This is a genomic window from Thermophilibacter provencensis (assembly GCF_900128445.1).
Classification (GTDB): domain Bacteria; phylum Actinomycetota; class Coriobacteriia; order Coriobacteriales; family Atopobiaceae; genus Thermophilibacter; species Thermophilibacter provencensis.
The window spans coordinates 2,106,280-2,132,657 of record NZ_LT671417.1; the positions used below are offsets into that span (position 1 = coordinate 2,106,280).

The 26,378-nt window shown below is 68.7% G+C and carries 20 protein-coding genes and 2 tRNA genes; 7 read left to right on the forward strand and 15 right to left on the reverse strand.

Annotated features, from left to right (window positions below; genetic code table 11):
• Positions 1–172: 172 nt before the first annotated feature.
• The 4 genes from BQ7391_RS09530 to BQ7391_RS09545 are packed head-to-tail and all read right to left on the reverse strand — an operon-like array spanning position 173 to position 4,191.
• Positions 173–1,660, reverse strand: a complete 1,488-nt coding sequence (locus BQ7391_RS09530) for a nicotinate phosphoribosyltransferase (RefSeq protein WP_075280373.1) — start codon at positions 1,658–1,660, stop codon at positions 173–175.
• Positions 1,661–1,668: 8 nt separating this feature from the next.
• Positions 1,669–1,980 (reverse strand): hypothetical protein, encoded by a 312-nt coding sequence (locus BQ7391_RS09535; RefSeq protein WP_075280374.1) that lies wholly within the window; start codon positions 1,978–1,980, stop codon positions 1,669–1,671.
• Between the two features lie 38 nt (positions 1,981–2,018).
• Positions 2,019–3,005 (reverse strand): radical SAM protein, encoded by a 987-nt coding sequence (locus BQ7391_RS09540; protein WP_075280375.1) that lies wholly within the window; start codon positions 3,003–3,005, stop codon positions 2,019–2,021.
• Position 3,006: 1 nt separating this feature from the next.
• Entirely contained in the window at positions 3,007–4,191 is a 1,185-nt protein-coding gene (locus BQ7391_RS09545) for a glycosyltransferase family 4 protein (protein ID WP_075280376.1), read from the reverse strand.
• Between the two features lie 485 nt (positions 4,192–4,676).
• On the opposite strand from BQ7391_RS09545, the gene BQ7391_RS09550 reads away from it, so the two are divergent.
• A tRNA-Ala gene (locus BQ7391_RS09550) sits at positions 4,677–4,752 on the forward strand.
• A gap of 90 nt (positions 4,753–4,842) precedes the next feature.
• On the opposite strand, the gene BQ7391_RS09555 is transcribed toward BQ7391_RS09550, so the two are convergent.
• On the reverse strand, positions 4,843–5,676 hold the full coding sequence (locus tag BQ7391_RS09555) for an ABC transporter ATP-binding protein (protein ID WP_075280377.1): 834 nt from the start codon (positions 5,674–5,676) through the stop codon (positions 4,843–4,845).
• A 120-nt stretch (positions 5,677–5,796) separates the two neighbouring features.
• On the opposite strand from BQ7391_RS09555, the gene ilvA reads away from it, so the two are divergent.
• The 5 genes from ilvA (at position 5,797) to ilvC (ending at position 12,694) form a co-directional block, all read left to right on the forward strand.
• Positions 5,797–7,017: a threonine ammonia-lyase gene (ilvA, locus tag BQ7391_RS09560; protein ID WP_075280378.1), complete on the forward strand. Its 1,221-nt coding sequence runs from the start codon at positions 5,797–5,799 to the stop codon at positions 7,015–7,017.
• 524 nt (positions 7,018–7,541) lie between these two features.
• The gene (gene ilvD / locus BQ7391_RS09565; RefSeq protein ID WP_075280379.1) at positions 7,542–9,206 is read left to right on the forward strand and encodes a dihydroxy-acid dehydratase; all 1,665 of its coding nucleotides are present in this window, start codon (positions 7,542–7,544) and stop codon (positions 9,204–9,206) included.
• Complete coding sequence (gene ilvB / locus BQ7391_RS09570; protein WP_075280380.1) at positions 9,203–11,083, forward strand: biosynthetic-type acetolactate synthase large subunit; 1,881 nt, start codon at positions 9,203–9,205, stop codon at positions 11,081–11,083. Before ilvD ends, ilvB begins: the two co-directional genes overlap by 4 nt.
• Entirely contained in the window at positions 11,083–11,562 is a 480-nt protein-coding gene (gene ilvN, locus BQ7391_RS09575) for an acetolactate synthase small subunit (protein ID WP_075280381.1), read from the forward strand. The genes ilvB and ilvN overlap by 1 nt, the downstream gene beginning before the upstream one ends.
• A gap of 133 nt (positions 11,563–11,695) precedes the next feature.
• Positions 11,696–12,694, forward strand: a complete 999-nt coding sequence (ilvC, locus tag BQ7391_RS09580; protein WP_075280382.1) for a ketol-acid reductoisomerase — start codon at positions 11,696–11,698, stop codon at positions 12,692–12,694.
• Positions 12,695–12,867: 173 nt separating this feature from the next.
• Here the strand turns inward: ilvC and BQ7391_RS09585 are convergent, their stop codons facing one another.
• The 6 genes from BQ7391_RS09585 to BQ7391_RS09610 all read right to left on the reverse strand — a co-directional run bounded on the left by BQ7391_RS09585 (position 12,868) and on the right by BQ7391_RS09610 (position 18,128).
• The gene (locus tag BQ7391_RS09585; RefSeq protein ID WP_075279029.1) at positions 12,868–13,986 is read right to left on the reverse strand and encodes an IS1249 family transposase; all 1,119 of its coding nucleotides are present in this window, start codon (positions 13,984–13,986) and stop codon (positions 12,868–12,870) included.
• A 595-nt stretch (positions 13,987–14,581) separates the two neighbouring features.
• Positions 14,582–15,943 carry a LuxR C-terminal-related transcriptional regulator gene (locus tag BQ7391_RS09590; protein ID WP_075280383.1) on the reverse strand — a complete coding sequence of 454 codons (1,362 nt, stop codon included), beginning with the start codon at positions 15,941–15,943 and terminating at the stop codon, positions 14,582–14,584.
• Between the two features lie 175 nt (positions 15,944–16,118).
• On the reverse strand, positions 16,119–16,484 hold the full coding sequence (rplT, locus tag BQ7391_RS09595; protein ID WP_075280384.1) for a 50S ribosomal protein L20: 366 nt from the start codon (positions 16,482–16,484) through the stop codon (positions 16,119–16,121).
• Between the two features lie 46 nt (positions 16,485–16,530).
• Positions 16,531–16,728 carry a 50S ribosomal protein L35 gene (gene rpmI, locus BQ7391_RS09600; RefSeq protein WP_075280385.1) on the reverse strand — a complete coding sequence of 66 codons (198 nt, stop codon included), beginning with the start codon at positions 16,726–16,728 and terminating at the stop codon, positions 16,531–16,533.
• Position 16,729: 1 nt separating this feature from the next.
• Positions 16,730–17,302, reverse strand: a complete 573-nt coding sequence (gene infC, locus BQ7391_RS09605) for a translation initiation factor IF-3 (protein WP_075280386.1) — start codon at positions 17,300–17,302, stop codon at positions 16,730–16,732.
• A 307-nt stretch (positions 17,303–17,609) separates the two neighbouring features.
• Positions 17,610–18,128: a ferritin gene (locus tag BQ7391_RS09610; RefSeq protein ID WP_075280387.1), complete on the reverse strand. Its 519-nt coding sequence runs from the start codon at positions 18,126–18,128 to the stop codon at positions 17,610–17,612.
• A gap of 110 nt (positions 18,129–18,238) precedes the next feature.
• Between BQ7391_RS09610 and BQ7391_RS09615 the strand changes: the two genes are divergently transcribed.
• A tRNA-Leu gene (locus BQ7391_RS09615) sits at positions 18,239–18,320 on the forward strand.
• A 174-nt stretch (positions 18,321–18,494) separates the two neighbouring features.
• Here the strand turns inward: BQ7391_RS09615 and BQ7391_RS09620 are convergent.
• From BQ7391_RS09620 to BQ7391_RS09635, 4 genes are read right to left on the reverse strand one after another with little or no spacing between them, the layout of a single operon-like run.
• Positions 18,495–19,130: an MBL fold metallo-hydrolase gene (locus BQ7391_RS09620; protein ID WP_075280388.1), complete on the reverse strand. Its 636-nt coding sequence runs from the start codon at positions 19,128–19,130 to the stop codon at positions 18,495–18,497.
• Positions 19,131–19,184: 54 nt separating this feature from the next.
• The gene (locus BQ7391_RS09625; protein WP_075280389.1) at positions 19,185–21,548 is read right to left on the reverse strand and encodes a RelA/SpoT family protein; all 2,364 of its coding nucleotides are present in this window, start codon (positions 21,546–21,548) and stop codon (positions 19,185–19,187) included.
• 17 nt (positions 21,549–21,565) lie between these two features.
• A complete protein-coding gene (recJ, locus tag BQ7391_RS09630) occupies positions 21,566–24,856 on the reverse strand; it encodes a single-stranded-DNA-specific exonuclease RecJ (protein ID WP_075280390.1) in 3,291 nt (1,096 codons plus the stop codon).
• Positions 24,857–26,272: a SecDF P1 head subdomain-containing protein gene (locus BQ7391_RS09635; RefSeq protein WP_075280391.1), complete on the reverse strand. Its 1,416-nt coding sequence runs from the start codon at positions 26,270–26,272 to the stop codon at positions 24,857–24,859.
• Positions 26,273–26,378: the final 106 nt, after the last annotated feature.

The following is a 26,378-nucleotide window of genomic DNA, read 5'->3' on the forward strand; positions in this document are numbered from 1 at the left end:
GCGCGGCGCGAGAGGGATATCGGGCGAGGGGGCGCGGGGCGAGAAGTACATTGGACCAGGGGGACTCGGCGCGAGAGGGACCGCGGGGAGGGGCGCGACGCGGGAGGGCGGAAGGCCCCGACGCTCTCGCGGAGACGTCGGGGCCTCGTCCTTCTCGGCGCTTATCGCCCGTCTATGCCGTGGGGCGGCCGGACTCCGCGCGCTCCTCGAGGGCGAGGCGGCTGCGCAGGTCGGCAAGCCCGAGCTCAAGTCCGACGGGATAGGTCTGGGGGTTGAGGAATCGGGCGACCGCCGGGTCGAGCCGCATGAGGGCCTCGCGACAGCGCTCGCGAGCGACCTCGATGCCCTCGGGGCCTCCCGTGCGCCTGCCGTGCTCGACGAGCTTGACGAGCAGCTCCTCGGGCTCGCCCGAGAGGCGGTGCGTCAGGTACGGGTCGAGGATGTCGACCATCTCGCGCGGCGTCCCCTCGCGTGCCACGTCGTCGACGACGAGCATGTCGGCCGTGGGGCGGCCCGCCTGGTCGTAGTAGCGCAGGACGTGCTGGACGCCCGGAACGGTGCGCTTGTAGGACTGCTCGGAGAGCTTGATCACGGGCGTCCACGGCTCGCTCTTGTCGCGACGGACGGCGGAGAGCTTGTATACGCCGCCGAGCGAGGGCTGCGGGTCGCACGTGGCGAGCTTGGTCCCCACGCCGAAGGAGTCGATCGGGGCGCCCTGGGCGAAGAGCGACTGGATGGTGTACTCGTCGAGGTCGTTGGAGACCGAGATCTTGACGTAGGGCAGGCCGGCCTCGTCGAAGGCGGAGCGGGCCTCCTTGGAGAGGCGGGCGAGGTCGCCCGAGTCGAGGCGCACGGCGGAGAGGCGCTCGCCGATGCCCTCCATCTCCTTAGCCACGGTGATGGCGTTTCTGATGCCCTGGTGCACGTCATAGGTGTCGAGCAGGAGCACGCAGTTCTTGGGGCTCGACTTGGCAAAGGCGCGGAACGCCTCGAGCTCGTTCGGGAAGGCCATGACCCAGGAGTGGGCGTGCGTGCCAAAGACGGGGATGCCGTAGATCTTGCCGGCGAGGACGTTCGACGTGGACGAGGCCCCGGCGATGTAGGAGGCACGCGCCACGGCGAGGCCGCCGTCCGGGCCCTGGGCGCGGCGCAGGCCGAAGTCGGAGACCGGGTGGCCCTCCGCCGCTCGCACCACGCGAGCGGTCTTGGTGGCCACGAGCGTCTGGAAGTTCACGAGGTTGAGAAGCGCCGTCTCGATGAGCTGGCAGTCGATGACCGGGCCCTCCACCCGCACCATGGGCTCGCGCCCAAAGACGATCTGGCCCTCGGGGACGGCGTGGATCGTGATGTCGAGGCGATGGTCGCGCAGGTACTCGAGAAACGCGGGCTTGAACATGGGACCGCCGCCCGGCGCCTGAATGCCGGCGAGGTAGGCGATGTCGTCATCCTCGAAGACGAAGTTCTCAACGAGGTCGGCGATCTGGCCGGTGCCGCAGCACACGGCGTAGCCGCCGTCGAAGGGACAGTCGCGGAAGAAGGCGTTGAAGCAGGCCTCCCCGTCGGCAAGCCCCGCCTCCCAGAACCCCTGGGCCATCGTGAGCTCGTAGAGGTCCGTGTTGAGGCAGACGTCGGTGGGCTTGGTGCGGTCGGTGAGAGACATGGCTCCTCCTATCCAAGGACCGTGGCCGCGAGCCAGACGATGGCGACGCCCACCACGGCGAGAATGACGACCTTCTGGCCGAGCGGCATCCTGAGGTCATCGTCATCGGGCTCCATGAGGGCACGGCCGCGCTCGCGGGCCTCGGCGTCGCGCTCAAGGGAGGCCCTCATGGCCTCGTCCTCGGCCTTCTGCCTGCGCAGGCGGTCGAGCTCGGCGCGCTCGGCGGCGGCGCGCTCGGCCTGCTCGCGCGCGGCCTTCTCGGCCCTGAGCTGCTCGAGCTCCGCGCGCTCCTCGTCGGTGAGACCGGTCCTGTCCGCCATGCGACCTCCGTCAGTCGTGCCCCTGCAGTGACAACAGTTTATACCTCAGGGGCCGCGCCCGCCGCGCCGAGCTCGGGGCCCTCCACGCCCGTGGCGTCGAAGGCGGGCACGAAGCTCTCCGAGACCGTCCCGCCCTCCTGCCACCAGATCCTCTCGAAGCCCAGGTCGTCGGCATGGCAGAGCACGAGCTCGTACTCCTCGTCGGTGACGCCGCGCGCCAGCGCGCCGCCCGCGCGGCGGCATGCCTCGTTGGGGGTGTACTGGTTCATCACGGAGAGGTCCACGTCGTTGCCCGCTATGTCCCAGACGCGGTCGAGCACGGCGCAGGAGTCGTCGACGTGCTCCGGGAGCACGAGGTGACGGACGACCACGCCGCGCCGCATGGCGCCGTCGGGCGCGCAGGCTCGCCCACCCGCCGCGCGCACGGCGTCTACCATGACGGCGAGCGAGGCGGCGGCGAGCGAGGGGTAGTCCCGGGCGCGGGAGAGCTCGGCGGCGAGCGCGGGGCTCGCGTACTTGAAGTCGGTGAGCCAGACGTCGACGACGTCCGCAAGTGCGCGGACCACCTCGGGCAGCTCGTAGCCGGAGGTGTTGCAGACCACCGGCACCTCGAGCCCGGCGCCCCGGGCGAGAAGGACCGCCTCGCGGACGTGCGGGGCAAAGTGGAGCGGGGTCACGAGGTTGACGTTGAGCGCGCCCTGCGCCTGGAGCTCGAGCATCATCTCCGCGAGGCGCGGCGCCGTCACCGGCAGGCCGAACCCGCCGCTCGAGATCTCGTGGTTCTGGCAGAAGACGCAGCGAAGCGGGCAGCCCGAGAAGAAGATGGCGCCGGAGCCCGCCTCGCCGGAGATGGGCGGCTCCTCCCAGAAGTGCAGGGCGCTTCTCGCCACCATCAGGGTCGAGGTCATTCCGCACATCCCGGGACGGCCCTCCAGGCGGGCGGCCCCGCAGCGCCTCGGGCAGAGCTCGCAGCGCCCGTAGGCCTCGTGGCCGAGCTCCGGGGCGGCGCCCTTCTCGCCAGCCACGCTAGTCGTCCCTCCTGCGCCGGTGGAGGTTCCGCTTCTCCTCCTCGAAGGCGGCGTCCCCCGGCGCGACGAGCTCGTCCGCCCCGGTCTTGGGGTTGTAGTGGTGCAGCAGGACCGGCTCGAAGAGGTGGAGATGGCGGGCGAATGCCATCGAGACCACCAGCAGCGCGCAGAAGATGGCGATGCGTGGCACGGTGTCGACCTGCGTCATTACGAGCGACCCCACGCACATGAGGCCCGTCCATCCGTACATGAGCAGCACGGCCTGGCGCTGGTCGAAGCCCTCGTCAATGAGGCGGTGGTGGATGTGACCGCGGTCGGCGTGCCCGATGCCGGTGTGCCCGCGCAGGCGCCGCACGATGGCCGAGAACGTGTCGATGATGGGCACGGCGGCGATCACGAGCGGCACGATGATGGTGGTGAGGCCCGCGAAGCGCGTGACGGAGAGCAGGGACACCGTCCCGAGGGCAAAGCCGAGCGTGAGGGCGCCCGAGTCTCCCATGAAGATGGATGCCGGGTGGAAGTTGAACCGGAGGAAGCCGAGCGACGAGCCAGCCACGGCAACGGAGAGCGCGGCGGCGTCGAGCCGGCCCGCCCAGACGGAGAGCACGAACATGGTGAAGCTCGCGATGGCCGAGATGCCGGCGGCAAGCCCGTCAAGGCCGTCGATGAGGTTGATGATGTTGGTGTAGGCGACGAGGTAGACCACGGTCACCGGGTAGGCGAGCCACCCCAGGTGGACGAACCCACCGGGGACGAAGGGGTTGGAGATGTCCCCGATGACGAGGCCTCCCGCCACGGCGATGACGGCGGCGAGCGCCTGGCCGAAGAGCTTCTGGCGCGGCGAGAGCGAAAAGCGGTCGTCGAGCAGTCCGGTGAAGAAGATGACGAGAAACGCGAGGACGAGCAGCCAGTAGTTGACCTCGAGGCGCGGCGACGGGACCAGGACCACGGGCCAGCCCCAGAAGGTGGTCCCCAGGTACTGGACGACGAAGGCGGCGACGATGCCGAGGAAGATGGCGACGCCCCCCATGCGCGGGATGGGCTTCTTGTTGATCCTGCGGGCGTTGGGGTAGTCCACGGCGCCGCACCACACGGCAATCCTGCGCGCGAGCGGCGTCGATGCGAGCGAGACGAGGAAGGATGCCGCGAGAAGGCACAGATATGGCACCAGACCTGAATCCACCTCGTCCCCTCCCCGGCACACGCTCCTAGCAGCTGCCCTGCCATGATAGCGGAAACGGGTCACATATGAGCTGAAGGGGAGCTTGAGCTGCGGCATAACCGCGCGATGCACACGTTCCCCCTAACTGTTGCCGAGAAGAACCACCGTGTCAAGACTGGTATCCCCCGCGAGAACCCCTATAGTAGGTGGTGTCGTCCCCCTGCGGTCAAACTGGGTGAACCGACAAGCGTTACGAGGGAGTCCGATATCTCGTGTTCAGTACGGGTATTCCCCGTTGATGGGAAAGCCGGAACGCGCGATGGGGACACCCACCTTTGAGAGGTGGGTTCATTATCGAGCCGCAGGGGGCGTCTTTGTGTCCGGACGAAGTCCCTCTCGTCCGCCGATGGCGCGGCGAGGCCGACGTGTCCCGTGGAAGGCAATTCCCGATTGGTGCTTGACATCATCGGTGCGCCCTGCCACAATAGCCAACGCGCGAAGCGCCTGGGGACGTAGCTCAGCTGGGAGAGCGCTGCCTTCGCAAGGCAGAGGCCGGGGGTTCGAATCCCCTCGTCTCCACCAGGAAACATCAGGCGGGTGCCCGATATGGGTGCCCGCCTTTTTGTGCGGCACCGGAAGCGAGCTCGAGCGCAGGACGGTCGAGAAGGGAGGCTACTCCCCGTACACACCGCGCAGCGAGTACCAGCCGCCAGACTCCCCCACCATGAGCGGCACGCCGAAGAGCTCGCTCATGACCTCGCTCGTGAGCAGGCGCTCCTTGGGGCCGTCGGCAAAGACCTCGGCCTCCTTGACGAGAAGGACGCGGCGGATATCCGGGATGATGTCCTCGGGATAGTGCGTCACGAGCACCACCGAGCGGCCCTCGGCGGCGAGCGTGCGCATGGTCTGGCGCACATGGTACATGCCCTCGGGATCGAGCCCGGTGCAGGGCTCGTCGAAGATGAGGACCTGCGGGTCGCGCACAAGCTCGCGCGCCACGAGCACGCGGCGCACCTGCCCCGTGGAGAGCGTCATCACGTCGCGCCCGGCGAGCTCGGCGATGCCAAGCCGCTCGAGCGCGTCCATCGCGAGCGAGCGGTCCCGGGCGCTCACGTCCCCACGCAGCGGGGCGCCGAGCGTGCCGAACAGGCCCCCCACCACGATGTCGATCACCGGCAGGTGCACGCGCACCTGGTCGTGCATCGTGGAGCTCACAATGCCAAGGGTCCGCTTGATGTCAGCGAGCTGGGGTCGAGCGGCGCCGCGGAAGCGCACCGGGGGCTCCTCGCGCCAGAGCGGGAAGACCTCGCGCGTGAGCAGCTGGATGAAGGTGGACTTTCCCGCGCCGTTGGGACCGAGAAGGGCGACGTGCTCGCCGTCGACAAGCGAGAAGTCCGAGACGTGCAGGATCGTCTTGCCGCCGCGCACCACGCTCGCGTCATGAATCTGAAAGAGCGGAGCGACGTCGTTCTTCTCGCCCGCGGCGTCCTGATCGATGGTTTCCATTTGATGCCCCCTTGCGTCGCGCCGGGACGGGCCCGCCCCGGCAGGACTACTATAGGCAGACCGCAACCGTGCCCGCGCGCCGGCCGGCGCGCCGTCACCAACTGGCAAAGGAGTCCCGCCATGGCAGAGATGCTCACGCTCGAGGCCTTCGAGGAGGCGTCCGAGAAGGTCCGCGAGGTCACGCTCGAGACCAAGCTCGTGGAGAGCCCGCATTTCTCCGCGCAGACGGGCAACCGCGTCTGGCTCAAGCCGGAGAACATGCAGCGCACGGGCGCCTACAAGGTGCGGGGCGCGTACTACAAGATCTCCACCCTCTCACCCGACGAGCTGGGACGCGGTATCATCACCGCGAGCGCCGGCAACCACGCGCAGGGCGTCGCCTTTGCCGCCACGCGCGCCGGGGCGCGCTCCGTCGTGGTGATGCCCGAGACCACGCCGCTCATCAAGGTCGAGCGCACCAAGCACTACGGCGCCGAGGTCGTGCTCCACGGCGACGTCTATGACGAGGCGTGCGACCACGCCCTCGAGCTCGCAGAGCGCGAGGGCTACACCTTCATCCACCCGTTCAACGACCCGTGCGTCTCCACCGGCCAGGGCACGATCGCCATGGAGGTCGTGCAGGAGCTGCCGCTCGTGGACACGATCCTCGTGCCGGTGGGCGGGGGCGGCCTTGCCTGCGGCGTGGCCACCTTTGCAAAGCTCTACAACCCCAAGATCCGCGTCATCGGCGTGGAGCCGGAGGGCGCCCCCTCGCTCACGGCGGCGCTCGAGGCCGGGCATCCCGTCAAGCTTCCTAGCGCCAACACCATCGCCGACGGCACCGCCGTGCTCGAGGTGGGCGACAAGGTCTTCCCGTATCTGCGCGACAACCTCGACGACGTCATGACCGTGCCGGACGACGAGCTCGTGGTGGCCTTCCTCGACATGGTCGAGAACCACAAGATGATCGTGGAGAACTCCGGCCTGCTCACGGTGGCCGCGCTCAAGCACCTCCCCGCGGAGAACAAGCGCGTGGTCTCCATCCTCTCCGGCGGCAACATGGACGTCATCACGATGAGCTCGGTGGTGCAGCATGGCCTCATCATGCGCGACCGCATCTTCACCGTGAGCGTGCTCCTGCCCGACCGCCCCGGCATGCTCGTGCGCGTGGCGCAGGTCATCGCCGAGCAGAACGGGAACGTCATCAAGCTCGAGCACAACCAGTTCGTCTCGACTAACCGCAACGCCGCCGTAGAGCTGCGCGTCACGATCGAGGCGTTCGGGACCGACCACAAGGAGCAGATCTTCGACGCTCTCAAGGACGCCGGCTTCACCCCCACCCTCGCCCAGACCTCGCTGTAGGCCATCTCAGCTTCAGACGAGGCCTGCCCGAGTTTGTAGTGTGTTTTCCGATCGAGTCACTAAGTACACTACCAACTCAGTGGAAACAAAACAGCAGGTAGATGAGTTGTCCCTTTTGTAGTGTACCTAGGGGGAAGCTCGGGGAACACACTACAAACTGGCTCAGGCCGCTTGTAGGCTCTCCCCGGGACACCCTTCTAACCGTCAAGAGCCGCTCACGGAGGAAATGACACCGTTCACGGACGGTCACGGGGCGGAAACACGAGCCGCGTAGAGTGCACCCTACGAGTAAATGCGACGACAGGGCCAGTACGGGCCGCATCCGTCCCACAGCGAGCGGGCAGCGTGAGAACCCGCGCCGGACGGCCCCGAAGACTCCCTCGAGCAGCTCGCGAGAACCTCTGCGCGGTCGGCGGCCACCCCCGACGTCCCGCCGAGAAGTACCGCGCGCCGGCGGCCACCGTGACGGCTTCGAGGCCACGCCTCGCATTTCTCACAGACGACGAGAGAAAGCGAGGGGAAGCGTGGAACTGAGAAGCGACGCCATCAAGCGGGGCCTGGCACGCGCGCCACACCGCAGCCTACTCAAGGCTGACGGCCTTACCGACGAGGAGCTCGACCGGCCGCTCGTGGCCGTAGTCTCCGCCCAGAACGAGGTCATCCCTGGGCACCTTCACCTCCAGCAGATCGCCGACGCCGTCAAGGCCGGCGTGCGCATGGCGGGCGGCACCCCGCTGCAGGTCAACACCATCGGCGTGTGCGACGGCATCGCCATGAACCACGAGGGCATGCACTACAGCCTCACCAGCCGCGAGGTCATCGCGGACTCCGTTGAGTGCGCGGTCCAGGGCCACCAGTTCGACGCGATGGTCCTCATCCCCTCCTGCGACAAGATCGTCCCCGGCATGCTCATCGCCGCGGCGCGCCTCGACATCCCCACGATGCTCGTCTCCGGCGGCCCCATGCTCGCCGGCCGCGGGCGCAACGGCAGCCAGACCGACCTCAACTCCCTCTTCGACGCCGTGGGCCAGGTCACCGCCGGCACCATGACCGAGGAGGAGTGCCACTGGCTCGAGGGCACGGCCTGCCCCACCTGCGGCAGCTGCTCCGGCATGTTCACCGCCAACTCCATCTGCTGCCTCGCCGAGGCCCTCGGCACCGCGCTTCCCGGCAACGGTACCGTCCCCGCCGTCTACTCGGAGCGCGTCCGCCTGGCCAAGCGGGCCGGCATGAAGGTCATGGAGCTCGTCGAGAAGAACGTGACCGCCCGCCAGATCATCACCTCCTCCGCCATCCACAACGGCATGGTGCTCGACATGGCCTTCGGCGGCTCCACCAACACGATGCTCCACCTCACGGCCATCGCCCAGGCCGCCGGCTGCCCCGTCACGATGGACGACTGGGACCGCGCCAGCGCCGAGACGCCCAACATCGTGCGCATCGCGCCGGCAGGACCGCTCCACATCCAGGACCTCAACGACGTGGGCGGCGTCTCCGCCATCATCGGCGAGCTCGGCCGCACCGGGCACCTCGACCTCTCCGCCCTCACCTGCCACGGCACCATGGCCGAATGGGTCGATGCGTGCCCACCCGTCGACGGCGAGGTCGTCCGCAGCGTGGACAACGCCTACTCCCCCGACGGCGGCCTCAAGGTCATGCGCGGGAGCCTCGCGCCGGACTGCGGCGTCGTCAAGAAGAGCGCCGTCGATCCGGGCATGTGGCAGCACTCCGGCCCCGCCCGCGTCTTCGACTCCGAGGAGGAGGCCTGCAAGGCCATCTTCGGCGGGGCGATAAACCCGGGCGACGTGGTGGTCATTCGCTACGAGGGCCCCTCGGGCGGTCCTGGCATGCGCGAGATGCTCACCCCAACCTCCGCCATCTGCGGCATGGGCCTTGCGAGCTCGGTCGCCCTCATCACCGACGGGCGCTTCTCTGGCGCCTCCAAGGGCCCGTGCATCGGCCACGTCTCCCCCGAGGCGGCCGCCGGCGGACCAATCGCGCTCGTCCAGGAGGGCGACGTCATCGACATCGACATCCAGGCCGGCACGCTCGAGCTGCGCGTCCCCGAGGAGGTTCTCGCCGAGCGGCGCGCCGCGTGGCAGCCGCCGGCGCCCAAGTACACCACGGGGGTCCTCTCCCGTTACGCAAGGCTGGTCACGAGCGCAGACAAGGGGGCATACCTCTCATGATCACCACCGAGGAGAAGATCGCCCGGCGGCAGCGCGCCATCGAGGGGCGCCCGTTCGGGCCAGGAAGCAAGACGGAGCACGAGGGCAAGACCATGACCGGGGCTCAGGCCATCATCGCCAGCCTCGAGGCCGAGGGCGTGGACACCATCTTCGGCTACCCCGGCGGCCAGGCCATCAAGATCTACGACGCCCTCTATGACTCTAAGAAGATCCACCACGTGCTCGCTCGCCACGAGCAGGGCGCCACGCACATGGCAGACGGCTACGCGCGCGCCACGGGCAAGGTGGGCGTGGTGCTGGTCACGTCCGGCCCGGGCGCCACCAACACCGTGACGGGCATCGCCACGGCCTACATGGACTCCGTCCCGCTCGTCGTCATAACGGGTCAGGTCACGCGCGGCGTCATCGGCACCGACGCCTTCCAGGAGTCGGACATCGTGGGCATCACGATGCCCATCGTCAAGCACAGCTTCCTGCTTCAGTCCACCGACGAGCTCACCAAGACCTTCCGCGAGGCGTTCTATATCGCCTCGACCGGCCGCCCGGGCCCCGTCCTCATTGACATCCCGAGCGACCTCTCCGGCTCCGAGATGGTCTTCCACTACCCGGACACCGTGAACATCCCGAGCTACCGCCCCACCTACAAGGGCAACGCCAAGCAGGTCAAGCAGGCCGCCGAGCTCATCTGCCAGGCAGAGCGCCCGCTCATCATGGCCGGCGGCGGCATCGTGGCGTCACACGCCTGCCCCGAGCTCGTAGAGCTCGCGGAGCGGATGCAGATCCCCGTGGTGACCACCCTCATGGGCAAGGCGGCCATCCCCTGCTCCAACCCGCTCAACCTCGGTCCCGTTGGCATGCACGGCTCCAAGTACGCCAACATGGCCGTCACGGAGTCCGACCTCATCATCGCCTGCGGCGCGCGCTTCTCCGACCGCGTGACCGGCAAGGTCTCCGAGTTCGCGCCGCACGCCAAGATCATCCACATCGACATCGACCCGGCCGAGATCGGCAAGATCATCAACCCCAACGTGCCCATCGTCGGCGACGTCAAGGTGGTCCTCGCCGCCGTGAACGAGCGCCTGGAGAAGATGGGCGCCCAGCCCGCGTGCGAGGCCTGGCGTGACGAGGTCTTCAGCTGGCGCGAGCGCTGGCCGTTCTACACCCCGGACTTCGCCGACTACGAGGGCAAGATCGCGCCCGAGGTCCTTCTCGAGACCCTCTCCGAGAAGCTCGACCCGCACGCATCCATCGTGACCACGGAGGTCGGTCAGCACCAGATGTGGGCGCTGCAGAACATCCATCGCGAGCACGCGCGGACGTTCCTCTCCTCCGGAGGCCTCGGGACGATGGGCTTCGGCTTCCCCGCCGCCATCGGCGCCAAGATCGGCTGCCCGGACGAGCAGGTCGTCTGCATCGCCGGCGACGGCTCCTTCCAGATGAACAGCCAGGAGATGGCCACGGCAAAGATCAACAACGTGCCGGTCAAGGTCCTCATCATCGACAACCGCGCCCTCGGCATGGTCCACCAGTGGCAGCACCTCTTCTACAACGACCGCTTCTCGTTCACAGAGCTTGCCGACAACCCCGACTTCGTGAAGCTCGCCGACGCCTACGGCTGGCGCGCCCGCCGCATCGAGAAGCCCGAGGAGATCGACGCCGCACTCGACGAGATGCTCGCCTCCGACGAGCCCTACCTGCTCGACGTGATGATCCCCGCCCAGCAGACCGTCTACCCGATGGTCGCGCCCGGCGCCCCGATCGACGACATCATCGGCGCCCTCGACGTCACGCTCGGCGGCGTGCGCGTCAGCGAGAAGGGCTTCGGCGAGGCGGGCCGTCCCCGCGTCAAGCCGTCCCACGAAGGAGTTGATGAGTGATGAACTACCTGCTTTCCGTTCTCGTTGAGAACAAGCCGGGCGTGCTCTCCCGCGTGACGGGCCTCATCAGCCGCCGCGGCTTCAACATCGAGTCGCTCACCGTGGCCCCCACGGAGGACGAGAGCCTCTCGCGCATGACCATCATCGTGGAGGCGGACGAGGTCGGCTTCGAGCAGATCACCAAGCAGCTGCACAAGCTCGTCTCGGTCTACAAGATCTCCGACCTCACCTACGAGGAGGCCGTCGAGCGCGAGCTCGTGCTCTTTAAGGTCCAGGCAGCTCCCGAGCGTCGGCACGAGGTCATCGAGATCGCCAACGTCTTCCGCGCCAAGGTGGTGGACGTGGGCAGGAACACGCTCACGATCGAGGCCACCGGCACCGCGAGCAAGCTCGACGCGATGGAGGACCTCTTCCGCAGCTACGGGATCAAGCAGCTCACGCGCACCGGCAAGATAGCGATGTCCCGCGGCGCGCAGTAGGCAAGGTGTCACATGAGACAATGGGGACAGGTTCATTTGTCTCATCTCACATAGGAACGTACCGTCACGAGAACGTGCGTGATGAGACAAATGAACCTGTCCCCATTGTCTCATCACAGCAAAGGAGAAGAACATGGCCGTCGACATCTACTACGAGAAGGACGTGGACCCGAGCGTCATCCAGGGCAAGAAGGTCGCCATCATCGGCTACGGCTCCCAGGGCCACGCCCACGCGCTGAATCTTCTGGACTCCGGCGTTGACGTCCGCGTTGGCCTGCGTGAGGGCTCCAAGTCCGCCCAGGCCGCCCAAGAGGCCGGCCTCAAGGTCATGAGCATGGACGACGCGGCGGAGGAGGCCGACGTCATCATGATGCTCGTCCCCGACGAGACCCAGCCCAAGGTCTACGAGGAGCACGTCGCGCCTCACCTCAAGGCCGGCGACACCCTCGCCTTCGCCCACGGCTTCAACATCCACTACGGCTACATCAAGGCCCCCGAGGACGTCAACGTCATCATGTGCGCCCCCAAGGGGCCGGGCCACATCGTGCGCCGCCAGTACACCGAGGGCTCCGGCGTGCCCGACCTCGCCTGCGTCTACCAGGACGCCACCGGCGACGCCTGGGACATCGTCCTCTCCTACTGCTGGGGCGTCGGCGGCGCCCGCTCCGGCATCATCAAGGCCACCTTCAAGGAGGAGACCGAGGAGGACCTCTTCGGCGAGCAGGCGGTGCTCTGCGGTGGCCTCGTTGAGCTCGTGAAGGCCGGCTTCGAGACCCTGACCGAGGCGGGCTACCCCGAGGAGCTGGCCTACTTCGAGGTCTACCACGAGATGAAGATGATCGTCGACCTCATGTACGAGTCCGGCATCCACTTCATGAACTACTCGATCTCCAACACCGCCGAGTACGGCGAGTACTACGCCGGACCGCAGGTCATCAACGCCGAGTCGCGCGAGGCCATGAAGCGCATCCTGGCCCGCATCCAGGACGGCTCCTTCGCGCAGGAGTTCGTCGACGACTGCAACAACGGCCACAAGTGGCTGCTCGAGAAGCGCGAGGAGATCAACTCCCACCCCATCGAGAAGACCGGCGAGAAGATCCGCTCCATGTTCAGCTGGATCAAGAAGGACTAGCGATAAGACCGTTCTTCTCGGCACGCCCTTGGGGCCCAGCGCCAGACGGTGCCGGGCCCTTTTTGGTCTCCACCGCCGTGGCCGCGCGCGACGCCATGGTGCACGAGTGCGGGTGCTGACAAAGGTGCCGGGGGGTTATAGGACAAAATGTGTGTCTCGGCGGAACGCCTGTCCTAGTCCAGCCAGAAGGTATACGGGTCCTTGTGGTGGAGCTCCTCCCAGACTACCCGGTCGCCCCACTCCGGGCCCCCGTCGTCGCGCTTGGGTGATGCCGAGTAGGTCCTGTAGAGCAGGTCGATGTCGTCGTCCGTTGGCATGGAGGCGAGGATTCCGCGCGCGTCCCTCGGGCTCTCTGTGTGCAGGTAGCACCACCAGAAGACCGCCTTCACGCGCCGCATGGTCGACATGCCGCGATGGTTCCTGAGCATGTCCCGGAGCTGCGCGTTGACCCCTCCCTCGATCGCGTTGTTGGTGCGCGGCAGCGGCCCCTCCGCCGTCAGTGCGGGGTCCAGGTAGGTGAAGAGGGTCCCCCGCGAGACGAGCCGCGAGAGCGAGGAGCGGGCCTTCCTGAGCCTCTCGTGGGTGAACTGGCGCCTCCCGTCGACGTACGAGACGTCCTCGAGGAAGTCGGCCCAGAACTCGCACCACTGCAGGTAGCGCTCAACCCACCAGTCGGCCTGGCGGAGCGTCTCGAGGTGCATCAGCTCGAGCGCGAGCGCGTAGAGCTCCCTGCCCGCCTGGAGCCTCGGGCGCGAGGTGGTGTAGCGCCTCACCTGGCAGAACGCGTGGAAGAGGCACCTCTGCACGCGCGTCCTCGGCCACGCGCGGCGCCTGGCCCTCTCGAAGCCCGTCCCGCCGTCGCACACCACCACGTCCGGGGCCGGGATCGGCGCCATCAGGGCCTCCCACGCCCTCGAGGTCTCCGACTGCGCCATGTACCACGACACGACGAAGCTCCCGTCGTGCGCGATCAGGACCACGAGGTCGCGGGCGAGCCATATCCCGTCGACGAAGAGCACCCTGCGGACCTCCCCGGTCGGCTCGGGCATGGGCCACACCCGCCAGAACCCGGCGGTCCTCCTCCTGAACGTGCGCCCCTGGCCGGGCATCGAGAGCTGGGTGTCCTTCGAGGTCAGCCACGCCAGGAACTCACCGAGCCTCGCGGCCGTGTCGTCGTAGGAGAGCGTCGTGGAGGCGCCGCAGGAGCCACACCTCCACCTCTGCGCGCCTGCGCTCGTCTTCCCGTTCCTCTTCATCGCCGCCCCGCAGGAGGGGCACCTGACCGCCTTCATCCGCGAACCTCGATTCCGCCGGGTTTAACGGTCGGATTTTCCGTCATCGACCTGCGGAAACGAGTTGCGAACGGACACACTTTCTGTCCGAGTGGTTAAATTCGCCACATGGATTTAAGGCCGAGAAAAAGGGGCATCGACCTGCGTCGATGCCCCTGAAACGGACACACATTTTGTCCTATATCCCGTGCCGGGGGCGTTTGTCACGTTTATCATGACAAACGCCCTCGGCACCTTTGTCACGTTTGTCAGTACCCTTGCCTCTGGCACAAAACAGGGGCGGCGCCCCATTGCGCCGCCCCGCCTCATTACGTATTAGGGTGGAATCACCTGTCTCAGGAGTTAGTGGGCTGACAAGGCAATTCAATGTCTGGACCCGCTCCTGGCGCTTCTTTCAACGGCCTAAATCCGATGCTAATGTCGGAGAATGTCGGCGAGTGCGCTCGCCCAAAGTCTAACGGGCCTCGGTCGCGCGGAGGGCGGGTCCAAACCCTGCTATCTCTTCTGTGTTCACTGGACTCGCCTCCTCTGACGGTCGCTTTGTGGGTAGCGACAATGTTCTTTGTTACTGCTCTTGTTCCCTCCAGGCGGCACCTTACTCAGTCGTGACAGAGTCATCCGCGGACGGTCGTGTTTTTCCGGCGGACGGCACGCGCCCCACGTCCCGGGCGAGAAGGTCGGTGAGCTCGCGGCTGCTGTGCACCCCCAGAAGCTCGTAGCCCTGCGCTCGATAGGCGTTCACGGTGCCGCGCGCCACGTGCAGGGACTCGCAGATCTCCGGCGTGGTTCGACCGAGGGCAATCTCCGTGAGCACGTGGGCCTGGAGCTCCCCCGCCCCGCGGCCGCGAAGGTAGAGCGCGCAGCGTTCCTCGTCGAGTGACGTGGTCACGCGCTCGCGCGGCCAGAGGAGGTAGGGCGCGAGCGCCGCCACCGCACAGGCGTTGCCGAGGACGCCAAGCGCATTGAGGCTGATAAACCCGCCGGGCACCTGAACCTCGAGCCCGTACCATCCGCCTCCGGCAAGCAGCCCAAAGAGGGCAAGCGCGAGCAGCACGAGGCAAAGCCGGGAGGTGGTCCAGCGCAGGCGCACCCGCATCCCGCGCAGGCGCGCGTAGACAAGGAGCGCGGCCCAGGGCACGGCCAGGAGGGCAGGAACGAGGATGAGCCCGAGCGCCTGGTCCCACGTGCTGCCGCTCGTCAGCGTCACACGCGAGAGCAGGCGCAGGGAGAGGCCGACGCAGAGCGCCATCGCCATGAGCGCGGGCGCGCCGGGCGAGGTCACGTCAAAGGCCGCGGGCACGGCGCCCGCGCCCCGCACGACCGGTCGCAGCTCGTCGAGCGAGGACACGCCGAGCTTCTCGCACGCGCGCGAGCGATACGTCATGACGGTGGACGCGCTCAGCCCCAGCGCGGCGGCCACCTGCGCGACGGAGCTTCCCGTGGCGAGCGCCTCCGCAATCGCACGCTCGCGCTCGCTGAGCGCCTCGGCCCCGTCGAGCCCATCGAGCGGTGAGGTCGAGGTCGTGGAGGACGTCGCGGCGCGAAGCGACCACACGGGAAGCGCCGCGCCCCAGAGGGCCCACGACCCCCAGCGCAGGATGCGCTCGGCCCAGCCGAGGGCGCGCACGAGACCGCCCGCCCCCACGGGTAACCACAGGTAGTACGCCGCCGCAACCAACGCGTAGGCGAGAAGAACCGCAAGCCCGGCGCCCGTCAGAGCGCGTCGCCGGCACTCGAGGCGATCACGGAGCGCCCACGCAACGGCCGCCGTCACCGCAGAGAGCGGAATCGCCGACGTCCAGAGAAAGTAGCTCAGCGGCAGCCCGTAGCCCTCCCAGCCGGAGGATAGCTGCACGTTGTACCTATACGCCTGATAGGCCGCCGGCAGCAGCAGGAGCGCCAGACCCCATGCCGCCCACAGCACCGTCCGCGCCACCGTCCGTGACCGCTCGCCCATGGGAACCCCTTTCCGTCCCTCTCGCCTGACTACCAAATCGTATGCCCCAAGCAGGTCGGATGTCATGTCGTAAAGGTTATGCGAGTGGCGTGACACGGCCTCGCCGGCCAAAAAAAAGCGCCCCGGGCGAGAAACCCGGGGCGCGCGATGCGAGGGGACGGTCCCCTTGCCTCATCTACTCCGCGTCAGCGAGGGCCTTCTTGGCGACCTCGGCGATGTCGGCGAAGGTCTGCTCGTCACTGTAGGCGATCTCGGCGAGGACCTTGCGGTCGAGCTCGACGCCGGCGAGCTTGAGGCCGTGCATCAGCTTGCTGTAGGACAGGCCGTTGATGCGGGCGGCGGCGTTGATGCGCTGAATCCACAGGGCGCGGAACTCGCGCTTCTTGTTGCGACGGTCGCGGTAGGCGTACTGGCCGGAGTGCTGGGCCTGCTCCTTCATGCCGCGGAAGGTGCGGGAGCGGACTCCGTAGTAGCCCTTGGTGCGCTCGACGAGCGTCTGACGCTTCTTACGGCCGGCGACGGCGCGCTTGACTCGTGCCATATCTGATCAACTCCTTGGTGAGACTGAATCGAGGACGCTCGCGCGCCTAGTTGGAACCCATGCGCTGGGAGACGGTCTTGACGTCCGCGGGGGAGATGACGGTCTCCTGGCGGAAGCCACGAATGCGCTTGGGCGACTTCTTGGTCAGGATGTGGCTCTTGAACGCCTTGGCGCGCATGATCTTGCCAGAGCCGGTGCGGCGGAAGCGCTTGGCCGTACCCTTGTGCGTCTTCATCTTGGGCATGCTAGTTCTCCTTCTCCGTGGTGACATCGCCGTCCCCATCAGCCTTCTTCTCGAAGGCGCCCTTGATCGGGACGATCGTCATGTGCATGTTGCGACCCTCCATGAGAGGCTTCTGCTCGACCGTGGCCACGTCCTTGAGGTCCTCGGCGAGACGATCGAGCACCATGCGACCCTGCTCGGGGTGGGCCATCTCACGACCGCGGAACATGATCGTGATCTTGACGCGGGCGCCCTTCTTGAGGAAGCGGATGACGTGACCCTTCTTGGTCTCGTAGTCGCCCACGTCGATCTTGGGGCGGAACTTCATCTCCTTGACCTCGACCCGTGCCTGGTTCTTGCGGGCGGCCTTGGCCTTGCGGTCCTGCTCGTACTTGAACTTGCGGTAGTCGAGCATCTTGCAGACCGGGGGCTCCGCGTTCGGCGCGATCTCGACGAGGTCGAGACCCTGGTCGCGCGCAATGCGCAGAGCGTCGCGCACGCCGAACAGACCAAGCTGCGAGCCGTCGATGCCAATCAGGCGGCACGTGCGGGAAGTGATCTCCTCATTGATGCGAGGACCGTCGTTCCTGGCTATCGTTCACACCTTCCTCTCGTTGCGGCTCTCGCCGCATAGAAAAAACTCCCGACGCCATGCAGCATCCGGGAGACGACACACGCCCCCGAGGGGGACGAGAAAGCTACGTTGTCTGACCAGACAGCTGCCCGCAGGCGCCGTGTAGGTGGGGACCGAAGTCCCGCTTCGCAAAAAGCACACTAGGGAAGAATAGCACGCGAGCGATTCGGAGGCAATGGGTTTTTCTCGCCAGACAACCTCCACAACCTGACAATGGTGACAGGGCCATCTGTCATGATGACAAACGACCCTGTCACCTTTGTCATGACTAGAGCTTGAGGGAGGCAGACTGCACGTAGGTGCGGGCCTGGTACTCGCGGTCGAGGTCGTAGAGGCCCTTCGGGTCGCAGCCAAAGAGCTTCATGTTGGTGATCATGTCGCGGGCGTTGGTCTCCTCCTCGCCCTGCTCCTCCACGAACCAGTCGAGGAACTTCATCGTGCGGACGTCGTGCTCGGCGTGCGCGACCTCGTAGCAGTGGTGGATGAGGCTCGTGACGTACTCCTCGTGCTCGAGGCCAGCCTCGAGGGGGGCGAGGTCGTCGTCGAACGCCTTGTCAGGCTTGGCTATGGCCTCCATCGTGGGCTTGAAGTCGTTGTCCAGCAGGTAGCGGCGGATGGCCAGCGCGTGGTCCATCTCCTCCTTGGCCTGGATCTCATACCAGTTGGCGAAGCCCTTGAGACCGCGGTCGTCGTAGTAGTCGGCGAAGGTGAGGTAGAGATAGCTGGAGTAGAGCTCCTTGTTGATCTGCTCGTTCAGGACGGCGGTGACCTCGTTGGAAAGCGCCATGGGAGTTCCTCTCTCTTGTGGGATGTTCAACTACGCTAACTATATACCCCACTGGCGACAAAAACGCGCCGTCTGCTATAGTTCTTCTCGCGCACACCACGCGCCCTCAGGCCCGAGTGGCGGAATTGGCAGACGCGACGGTCTCAAAAACCGTTGGGGAAACTCGTGCGGGTTCGAGCCCCGCCTCGGGCACCTTCCTTGCCCATCCCTTGCGTTGACGCCTTCCGCCCAAGCGCGGGCACCCCTCGGGCATGGGCTCCTCCCGCATGGTCCGAACCGCGCCGCCCTCTTTGGCGGGCACTTTGTTCGAGCCGTCGCCGCTCACCCGGAGATGGGGCAAGGGGAGAGTCGGGGGCACGAGGCCCCTTACAGCAGGAACGGGTTCTGCGCGAGCTCGCGCGCCATCGTCGTGGCGGGGCCGTGGCCGCAGAGCAGCGTGGTCGCGGGCGGGATCTCCAGCGCCATCCGGTGCAACGACGCCATGATCTGCCCCTCGTCGCCGCCCGCAAGGTCCGTTCGGCCATGGCTTCCCGGGAAGAGCGTGTCGCCTACGAAGGCCACGCCCTCGGCCGTGCCGCCGCCCACGAGCACCACGCCGCCCGGCGTGTGGCCCGGCGTCTCCATGACGGTGAACGTGGCGGTCCCCACGCGCAGGACGACGCCCTCGGCGAGAAGGACGTCCGGCGCCGGCGCGTTCTCGTCGTAGCTCCTGCCGACCTCGCTCATCTCCCCGGCGTGGGCCGCAAGCCCGGCATCCGCCGCATGGATGGCGAAGGGGGCGCCCGTCGCGCGGACGAGCGCCGCCACGCCGCCGACGTGGTCGCCGTGACCATGCGTGGCCGCCACGCAGGCCACGTGGACGTCAGCCAGGTGCCCTGCGACCTGGGCTCCGGAGCCGCCGGGGTCCACCACGAGGCACTCCCCCGCGCTCACGTACGCGTAGCAGTTGGTCTGCAGCGGCGTCACCACGAACTGCCGCAGCTCATCGTTCTTCTCGGCCATCAGCCCTCCTCCCGGCGCGGAAAGGCGTGCAAAAGTGCCTGTCCCCTTTGCACGCTACTTCACGCGCTGCTTCATCTGGTTGGCGCCCTCGCCGGGCATTATGCGGCGGGCGTCGTAGACCGAGGGCACGCGGCTCACGGCGGCCAGCAGCACGTCGAGCAGGCTCGCGTCGGATATGGCCACGAGGAAGCGCAGGCGAGCCACGCCCTGCGCCGTGGTCTGCGTGGCGGCGGAGAGGATGTTGGCCCCGGCGTCCCCGATGGCGACGGTGATGTCCTTCAGCAGCCCCATGCGGTCGGTTGCCTCCACGACTATCTCCACGCGGAACTCGGTGGCGCCCGAGGTGTCCCAGGCGACCTCGATCATCCGCTCGGGGTTGCGCCTGAGATCAGCCACGTTGGGGCAGTTCGCGCGATGGACGGAGACGCCGCGGCCGCGCGTGATGAAGCCCACGATCTCGTCTCCCGCCACGGGGTTGCAGCAGTGGGCGAGGTGCACGAGGAGGTCGGCGTCGCCCTTGACCACCACGCCGCAGTTGCTCTTGCGGCGCTTGCCGCGCGTGGCCTGCGTGAGCGCATAGGACTTCATGACCGGCGCGCCCGAGGACATGGCCCGCTCGTGGGCGGCGTGGCGCTCCGCCTCGGCGGCGGCAGCGGCCAGCTGCTCGGGCGAGCCCTCCTCGAGGATCTCCTCGATGCGGTTGGCCGCCTGCTTGACCGAGACCTTGCCGGTGTGGACGCAGGCGAAGAGGTCCTCCGGGCTCCTCAGCTCGAAGTGCTCGCAGACGCGCTCGATGGCCTTGACCGTGCGGCGCGTGGAGATGCCGTATCCGCGCTTGCGCAACTCGTGGGCGAGCTCAGTCCTGCCCTGCTCGGCGTCGTCGTTCTTGGTCTGGGTGGAGAAGTACTTGCGGATCTTGGCGCGGCTCGACGGCATGGCCACGAGCTGCATCCAGTCGCGCGACGGCTTGGCGTTCTTGTTGGTGAGGATCTCCACGCGGTCGCCCATGTTGAGCTTGTAGGAGAGCGGCACCACCGAGCCGTTGACCTTGGCGCCCACGCAGTGGTTGCCCACCTCGGTGTGGACGGCGTAGGCGAAGTCGAGCGGCGTGGCGTCACGCCTCAGGCTCATGACCTCGCCCTTGGGCGTGAAGACGAAGATCTCGTGCTCGAAAAGGTCCACGCGCAGGTTGTCGAGGAACTCGTGCGGGTCGTCGATGTCGTCCTCGGCGGCCCAGTCGAGGGTCTTGCGGATCCAGTTGATCGTGGAGTCTATGGCGCGGTCCTCAGCGCTCATGCGGCCGCGCGAGTTGCCCTCCTTCTTGTAGAGCCAGTGGGCGGCGATGCCGTACTCGGAGGCCTCGTGCATCTCCACGGTGCGGATCTGGATCTCTATGGGCTTTCCGTCGGGGCCCACGACCGTGGTGTGCAGGCTCTGGTAGAGGTTCGCCTTGGGCGTGGCGATGTAGTCCTTGAAGCGGCCGGGCATCGGGTTCCACAGGGAGTGCACCGCGCCGAGCGCCGAGTAGCAGTCCCCCACCGTCTGGGTGATCACGCGCAGGGCGATGAGGTCGTAGATGTCGGAGAACTCGCGGCCCTTGCGGGTCATCTTCTGGTAGATGCTCCAGAGGTGCTTCGGCCGTCCCGTGATCTGGTAGTTCCTGAGGCCGGCCGCCTTGAGCTCGTCGTCGAGCGTCTTGATGGCGGCCTCGGTGTCGTCCTCGCGCTGCGCGCGGCTGTCCTGGACCATGCGGGCCACGCGCTGGTACTCCTCCGGCTCGAGCCAGAAGAACGCCAGGTCCTCGAGCTCCCACTTCACCGACGAGATGCCGAGCCGGTCGGCGAGCGGGGCGTAGACGTCCATGGTCTCGCGCGCCTTGAACTGGCGGCGGTCGGGCGGCAGGGCCGCGAGCGTGCGCATGTTGTGCAGGCGGTCGGCGAGCTTGATGATGACCACGCGGATGTCGCGGCTCATGGCGAGGAACATCTTGCGGAGGTTCCAGGCCTGCTTCTCGTCCATCGAGGAGACCTGGATGGAGGTGAGCTTGGTCACGCCGTCCACGAGGTCGGCGACGGTCGCCCCGAAGAGCTCGGCGAGCTCGTCCTTGGTCGCGGGGGTGTCCTCGACCGTGTCGTGGAGAAGCGCCGCGCAGATGGTGTCCTCGTCCATGCGCAGGTCGTGCGCCAGGATGAGCGCCACCTCGACGGGGTGGTTGATGTAGGGCTCGCCGGAGCGGCGGCGCTGGTCGCGGTGGTACTCGGCGGCGAAGCGATAGGCCCGCTCGACCTTCTCGCTCCCCTCCTCGTCGAGATACGCCGCGCACGCCGCCTGGAGCAGCCGATAGTTCGCCGCGTCGGGAACCCCCCTCTTGGGGTCTCGCGCCGCCGTGGGGGCGGCCGTGTACTCGTTGGCGCTCATGGCTCCCCTCCTTCCCCTCACACGATGATACCGAAGTCGGGCGTGATGGGCCGGCTCACGCGGGCGAGAAGCTCGTCCGGGGTCGCCTCGAGCGCCCAGGCGCAGAACTCGGAGAAGGCCCGCTGGGCGCGCAGCCCCTCCGCGTAGCACGCGGACTGGGAGAGCTCCATGCGCTCCGGCGAGGCGGCCATGGAGACCCGGCGGGCGTCGCCCCATCCCGCGACGGAGGCGAAGCCGAGCTCCGAGAATACCGCGAGCCCGGAGGCGACCTCAGGGGCGTCGAGCGCGACGCGCGGCTCGAGCGCGCGCGCCTCGCGGGCGATGCCCTCGTCGTCGAGGGAGATGGGGCCGCCGGAGCGATAGAGCGACGAGAGGGCGCGATAGAGCGCCACGAGCTGCGGGCGCGCCGGCGCGGCCGCGGAGAGGATGCGCTCGCCGGCGTAGACGTCACGCGAGCCAAAGAGCACGTGCACCGTGGCGGGCGCGCCGTCCCGCCCGGCCCGGCCGCTCATCTGGTTGAACTCGACCTCGCCGAGCGGCAGGCCGAAGAGCACCACGTGGCGGACGCCCGGGAGGTTGACCCCCTCGCCGAAGGCGCTCGTGGAGACGATGCACGCCAGCTCGTCGGACCTAAACGCGCGCTCGACGCGGCCGCGGGCGTCGCGAGAGAGCCCGGCATGGTAGAAGGCCACGCGATGGGCGAGCTCGGGCACGCGGTGGCGCAGGGCGCGCACGAGCGACACCGCCTGGTCGCGCGTGCTCGCGTAGACGATGGTCTTCTCGCCGAGCGCCACGATCGAGGCGAGGGCTGCGTCACGGTCCCTGATCTCGCGGCAGTCGTCGATCGCGAGGTTGGGCCGAGACGCGCCGTCGACCACCACGTCGCCGCGGCCGATGGAGAGCAGCTCGCAGATGCGCGCCGCGACGCCCGGCGCCGCCGTTGCCGTCACGGCGAGCGCCGCGGGCCGGCCGAGCTCCGCGAGCACCGCGGGCAGCTCGAGGTAGGCGTCACGGTCGCCGGGCCTGGCGAGCCCGGCGTGGTGTGCCTCGTCCACGACGACGAAGCCGACGCGACGCGACTCGGCGAAGGACGCGCGGTGGATGGCGAGAAACTCGGGCGTGGTCAGCACGACGTCGACGGAGCCCGACGCGAGCCCGGCGAGCACGCGGGCGCGCTCGGGCGCGGGCGTCTCGCCGGTGAGCACCTCCGCCGAGACGCCGTCAGCCGCAAGGCCCTCGCGCAGGTGGAAGGCCTGGTCGGCGACGAGCGCGCGAAGCGGGTAGACGAAGACGCTCGCCCTGTCGCGCGAGATGGCCTCGCGCGCGGCGTGGAGCTGGAACACGAGCGACTTGCCCCGCCCCGTCGCCATGACGGCGAGGCAGGAGCGACCGGCGGCGAGCCGGTCGAGCGCGGCGCGCTGAGCGGGGAGCAGCGGCGCGTCGCCGATGAGCGAGCGGCGCAGGGCATCCGTGAGGCCGTCGTAGGGGAGGCGCGCGAGCTCCGCGCGACGGCCCTCCGCGGGCGTCACGGCGTCGTCGCCCGGCACCGGGGGCGCCTCGAGCTCGCCGTCGGGGACCACGGGCCGCAAGGGGGCGTCGGGCAGGCGGTACAGGATGTCCCTCACCATGAGCTTGGGCTTGGTCCTGCCCTGCCAGGTCTCGTTGACCGCCTCGTAGACGAGGTCGACGACGCCCTCCCAGGAGCTGGCGCGCTCGGCGTCGGGCGCGCGGAACATGATCGCGGGGACGCAGCTCGCGCCGTCGGTGGCCACGAAGCGCACGTGCGCGCCGTCGGCCCCGACGCGGGCGCGGTTCCTCATGCTCACGCCAACGGAGGCGAGCAGCGGCTTCTTGTTGCCCTGGCCGAAGGGCTGGAGGAGCTCGAGCGAGGCGATGCTCTCGACGGAGAGCTCCCCGAGCCGCACGATGGCCGTGACCTCGCCCGTGTCCTCGAACTGCTCGTCGGGGAGCTCCTCGAGCGCGCGGCACAGACGCTCGCGGAACTCGTCGACGCGGGCCGCCTCGCAGGTCACGCCCACCGCGCCGGCATGCCCCCCGAAGCGCACGAGCACGTCCGAGCACTGCTCTACGGCATGGAAGAGGTCCACGGAGCCCACGGAGCGCCCCGACCCCCGCGCGACGCCGTCCGTCACGGAGAAGACGATGGCGGGGACGTGATAGCGGTTGACGAGGCGCGAAGCCACGATGCCCTTGACGCCCTCGTGCCAGCCCTCCCCCGCCACGACGACGGCCCGGCCGCCGCGATAGGTGCGCTCCGCCTCGGCGAAGGCCTCCTCGGAGAGGGCGGACTCGGTCTCCTTCCGCTCGGCGTTAATCGCCTCGAGCCTCCCGGCCAGGATCGTCGCCTCGGAGACGTCGTCGGTGAGGAGCAGCTCGAGCGCCACGTCGGTGGAGCCCATGCGCCCCGCCGCGTTGAGGCGCGGGATGACGGAGAACGGCAGGCCGTCCGCCGAGACCTGCGCGAGGTCGACCCCCGCCGTGGCCGCGAGGGCCACGAGGCCGGGGCGCGTGGCCTCCCGCATGCGCGAGATCCCCTCCGCCACGAGCGCGCGGTTCTCGCCCGCGAGCGGCATCATGTCCGAGAGGGTGCCGAGCGCGGCGACGTCGATGAAGTCGAGCCAGAGGTCGGGCGCCCCGCGCCTCCGGCCGAGCTCGCAGACGAGCTTGAGGGCAACGCCGGCGCCCGCGAGGTCGCGAGAGGGGCAGCCCTCGTCGAGCTTGGGGTCGGTGACGGGAACGCCCTCGGGGACGAGGTCGGCGGGCTCGTGGTGGTCGGTTACCACAACGTCGACCCCCTCGCCCACGAGCCAGGAGACCTCGCGGGCGGCGGCGATTCCGTTGTCGACGGTCACCACGAGGTCCGGGCTGCATGCCGCGCGGACCCGGGCGAGCGCCTCGCGAGAGAGGCCGTACCCCTCGCCGAAGCGATGCGGGATGAAGGGGTGGACGTCGGCCCCGAGACGCCGGAGCGCGAGCGTGAGCAGGCAGGTCGAGCTCATGCCGTCGACGTCGAAGTCCCCGAAGACGGCGATCGCCTCGTGTGCGTCGAGCGCGCGCTCGACCCGCGAGACCGCGGCGTCCATCCCCGGGATGAGCAGCGGGTCCGCCCAGTCGCGCTCGAGCGAGGGCGTAAGGAACGCGCGCGCCTCGGCGACGTCGGTCACGCCGCGAGCCGCGAGGACGCGCGCCACGAGCGCGCTGACGCCAAGGCCGTCCGCGAGCGCGCGCTCGGCGGCCGGGTCATGGGCGAGCACCGCCCATCGGCGGCTGTTCGCGAGGCCGGACATCTAGCGGTCGCCCTCGTCGCGCGGCGCCACGCCCCACGCGTCGGGGTTTGCGCGCATGGCGCGGGAGAAGGCCCTCGTGAGCGGCAGGCAGACCAGCAGCAGCGTGAGGGCGCCGGCGACGGCCGCGACGGGCCAGACGAGGCCCGCGGGGTTGGAGGCGAGCCCGCCCTCGGAGACGAGGAGGAAGAGCGCCAGGCCGCCCGCGACGAACGCCACCGCGATGACGGCGAGCTCCCGCGCGTGGCGGCGCAGCGCGACGCTGCCGGCGTCGCGCGGGTCGGTGCCGCCGCGCACGCACGAGCGGACGCGCCAGAGGACGCGGAGGAGCTCGAGGAAGGTCGCGCACACGACGATGGCTGCCACGACGTAGGCCGCGCCGGTGGGCACGAAGAGCCCGGCGCGAGAGAGCGCGGCGAGGCCGCCCACCTCGAGCACGGCGACGCTGACCAGGCCGGCGTACGCGACGAGGCCGAGCAGGCGCATGGTCGCGAGCAGCGCCACGAGCGCCGCGAGCGCCGCGACGCCCGCGACGACGAGCGCCCGGAGGAGGCCCGTCCCGGAGACGGCGGGGGCAAGCGGCGCGGCGGTGCCCTCGCCGAGCTCGACCGGCAGCACGCCGGTCCTGACCGCGGCCTGCATGCCCGCGGCGTCCGTGAGCGAGAGGCCCGCGGAGACGGTGACCACGCCGTCGGTGATGGGGTCGCTCACCCCGGGGGCCGCGACCACGGTGCCGTCAAAGACGACCGCGACCTGCCCGCCCACGGGGGCGAGCTCGGACGTCACCTCGGCGAAGGCCTCGGCTCCCTCGGAGGTGAAGGCGATCTGTATGCCGTAGAGGTCGGAGGATGCGGAGAGCCTCACCGGGTCGATGGAGGCGATCGAGGAGTTATCGAGAAACGCCTCGTAGCTACCCTCGGCGAGGACGACGCCGGACGCGCCCGCCTGCACCCGCGCCAGCGCGTCGGCGTCCGAGATGGCATCGAGGCGGACGAGCTCGACCCTACCCGGCCTCGTGGCGACCGCGACGGCGTCGGCGGCGTCCTGACCGGCGGGGACCTCGACGGTCACCCCCTCCCCCGAGCTGACGCGCGCGCCGCGCACGCCGAGCGCGGAGAGCCGAGACCTGACGGCGGCGGCGGTCGCCGCGGAGTCCGCGGCGCCGTCAGCGAGCGCGTATGAATATGAGGTCCCCCCGGCGAAGTCGACGCCCCAGCCGAGGACCTCGGCCGGGGGCAGGGCGAGAAGGACGGAGGCGACGAGCAGGGCGAGGGCGGCGAGGAGCGCGGCTATCTGGGACCGCGCGTCGGAGGGGACCCCGCGGCCCGCCCGCCCGGCCCGGCCCCTCGGCGCGGGCCCCGCCGTCGCTCCCCAGCGCCTGACGCCCGTGGCGCCCTTCCCGTTCTTCTCGTCTCTCATGGCATGCCTCTTCGGTTGGGTGGCGCTTCAGCGCCCTGTCAATCCGAACAATCATACCGCAACGAGCGGGGGGTCCCGAAGGCCGGACGCTCGGGCGGGGGCCCTT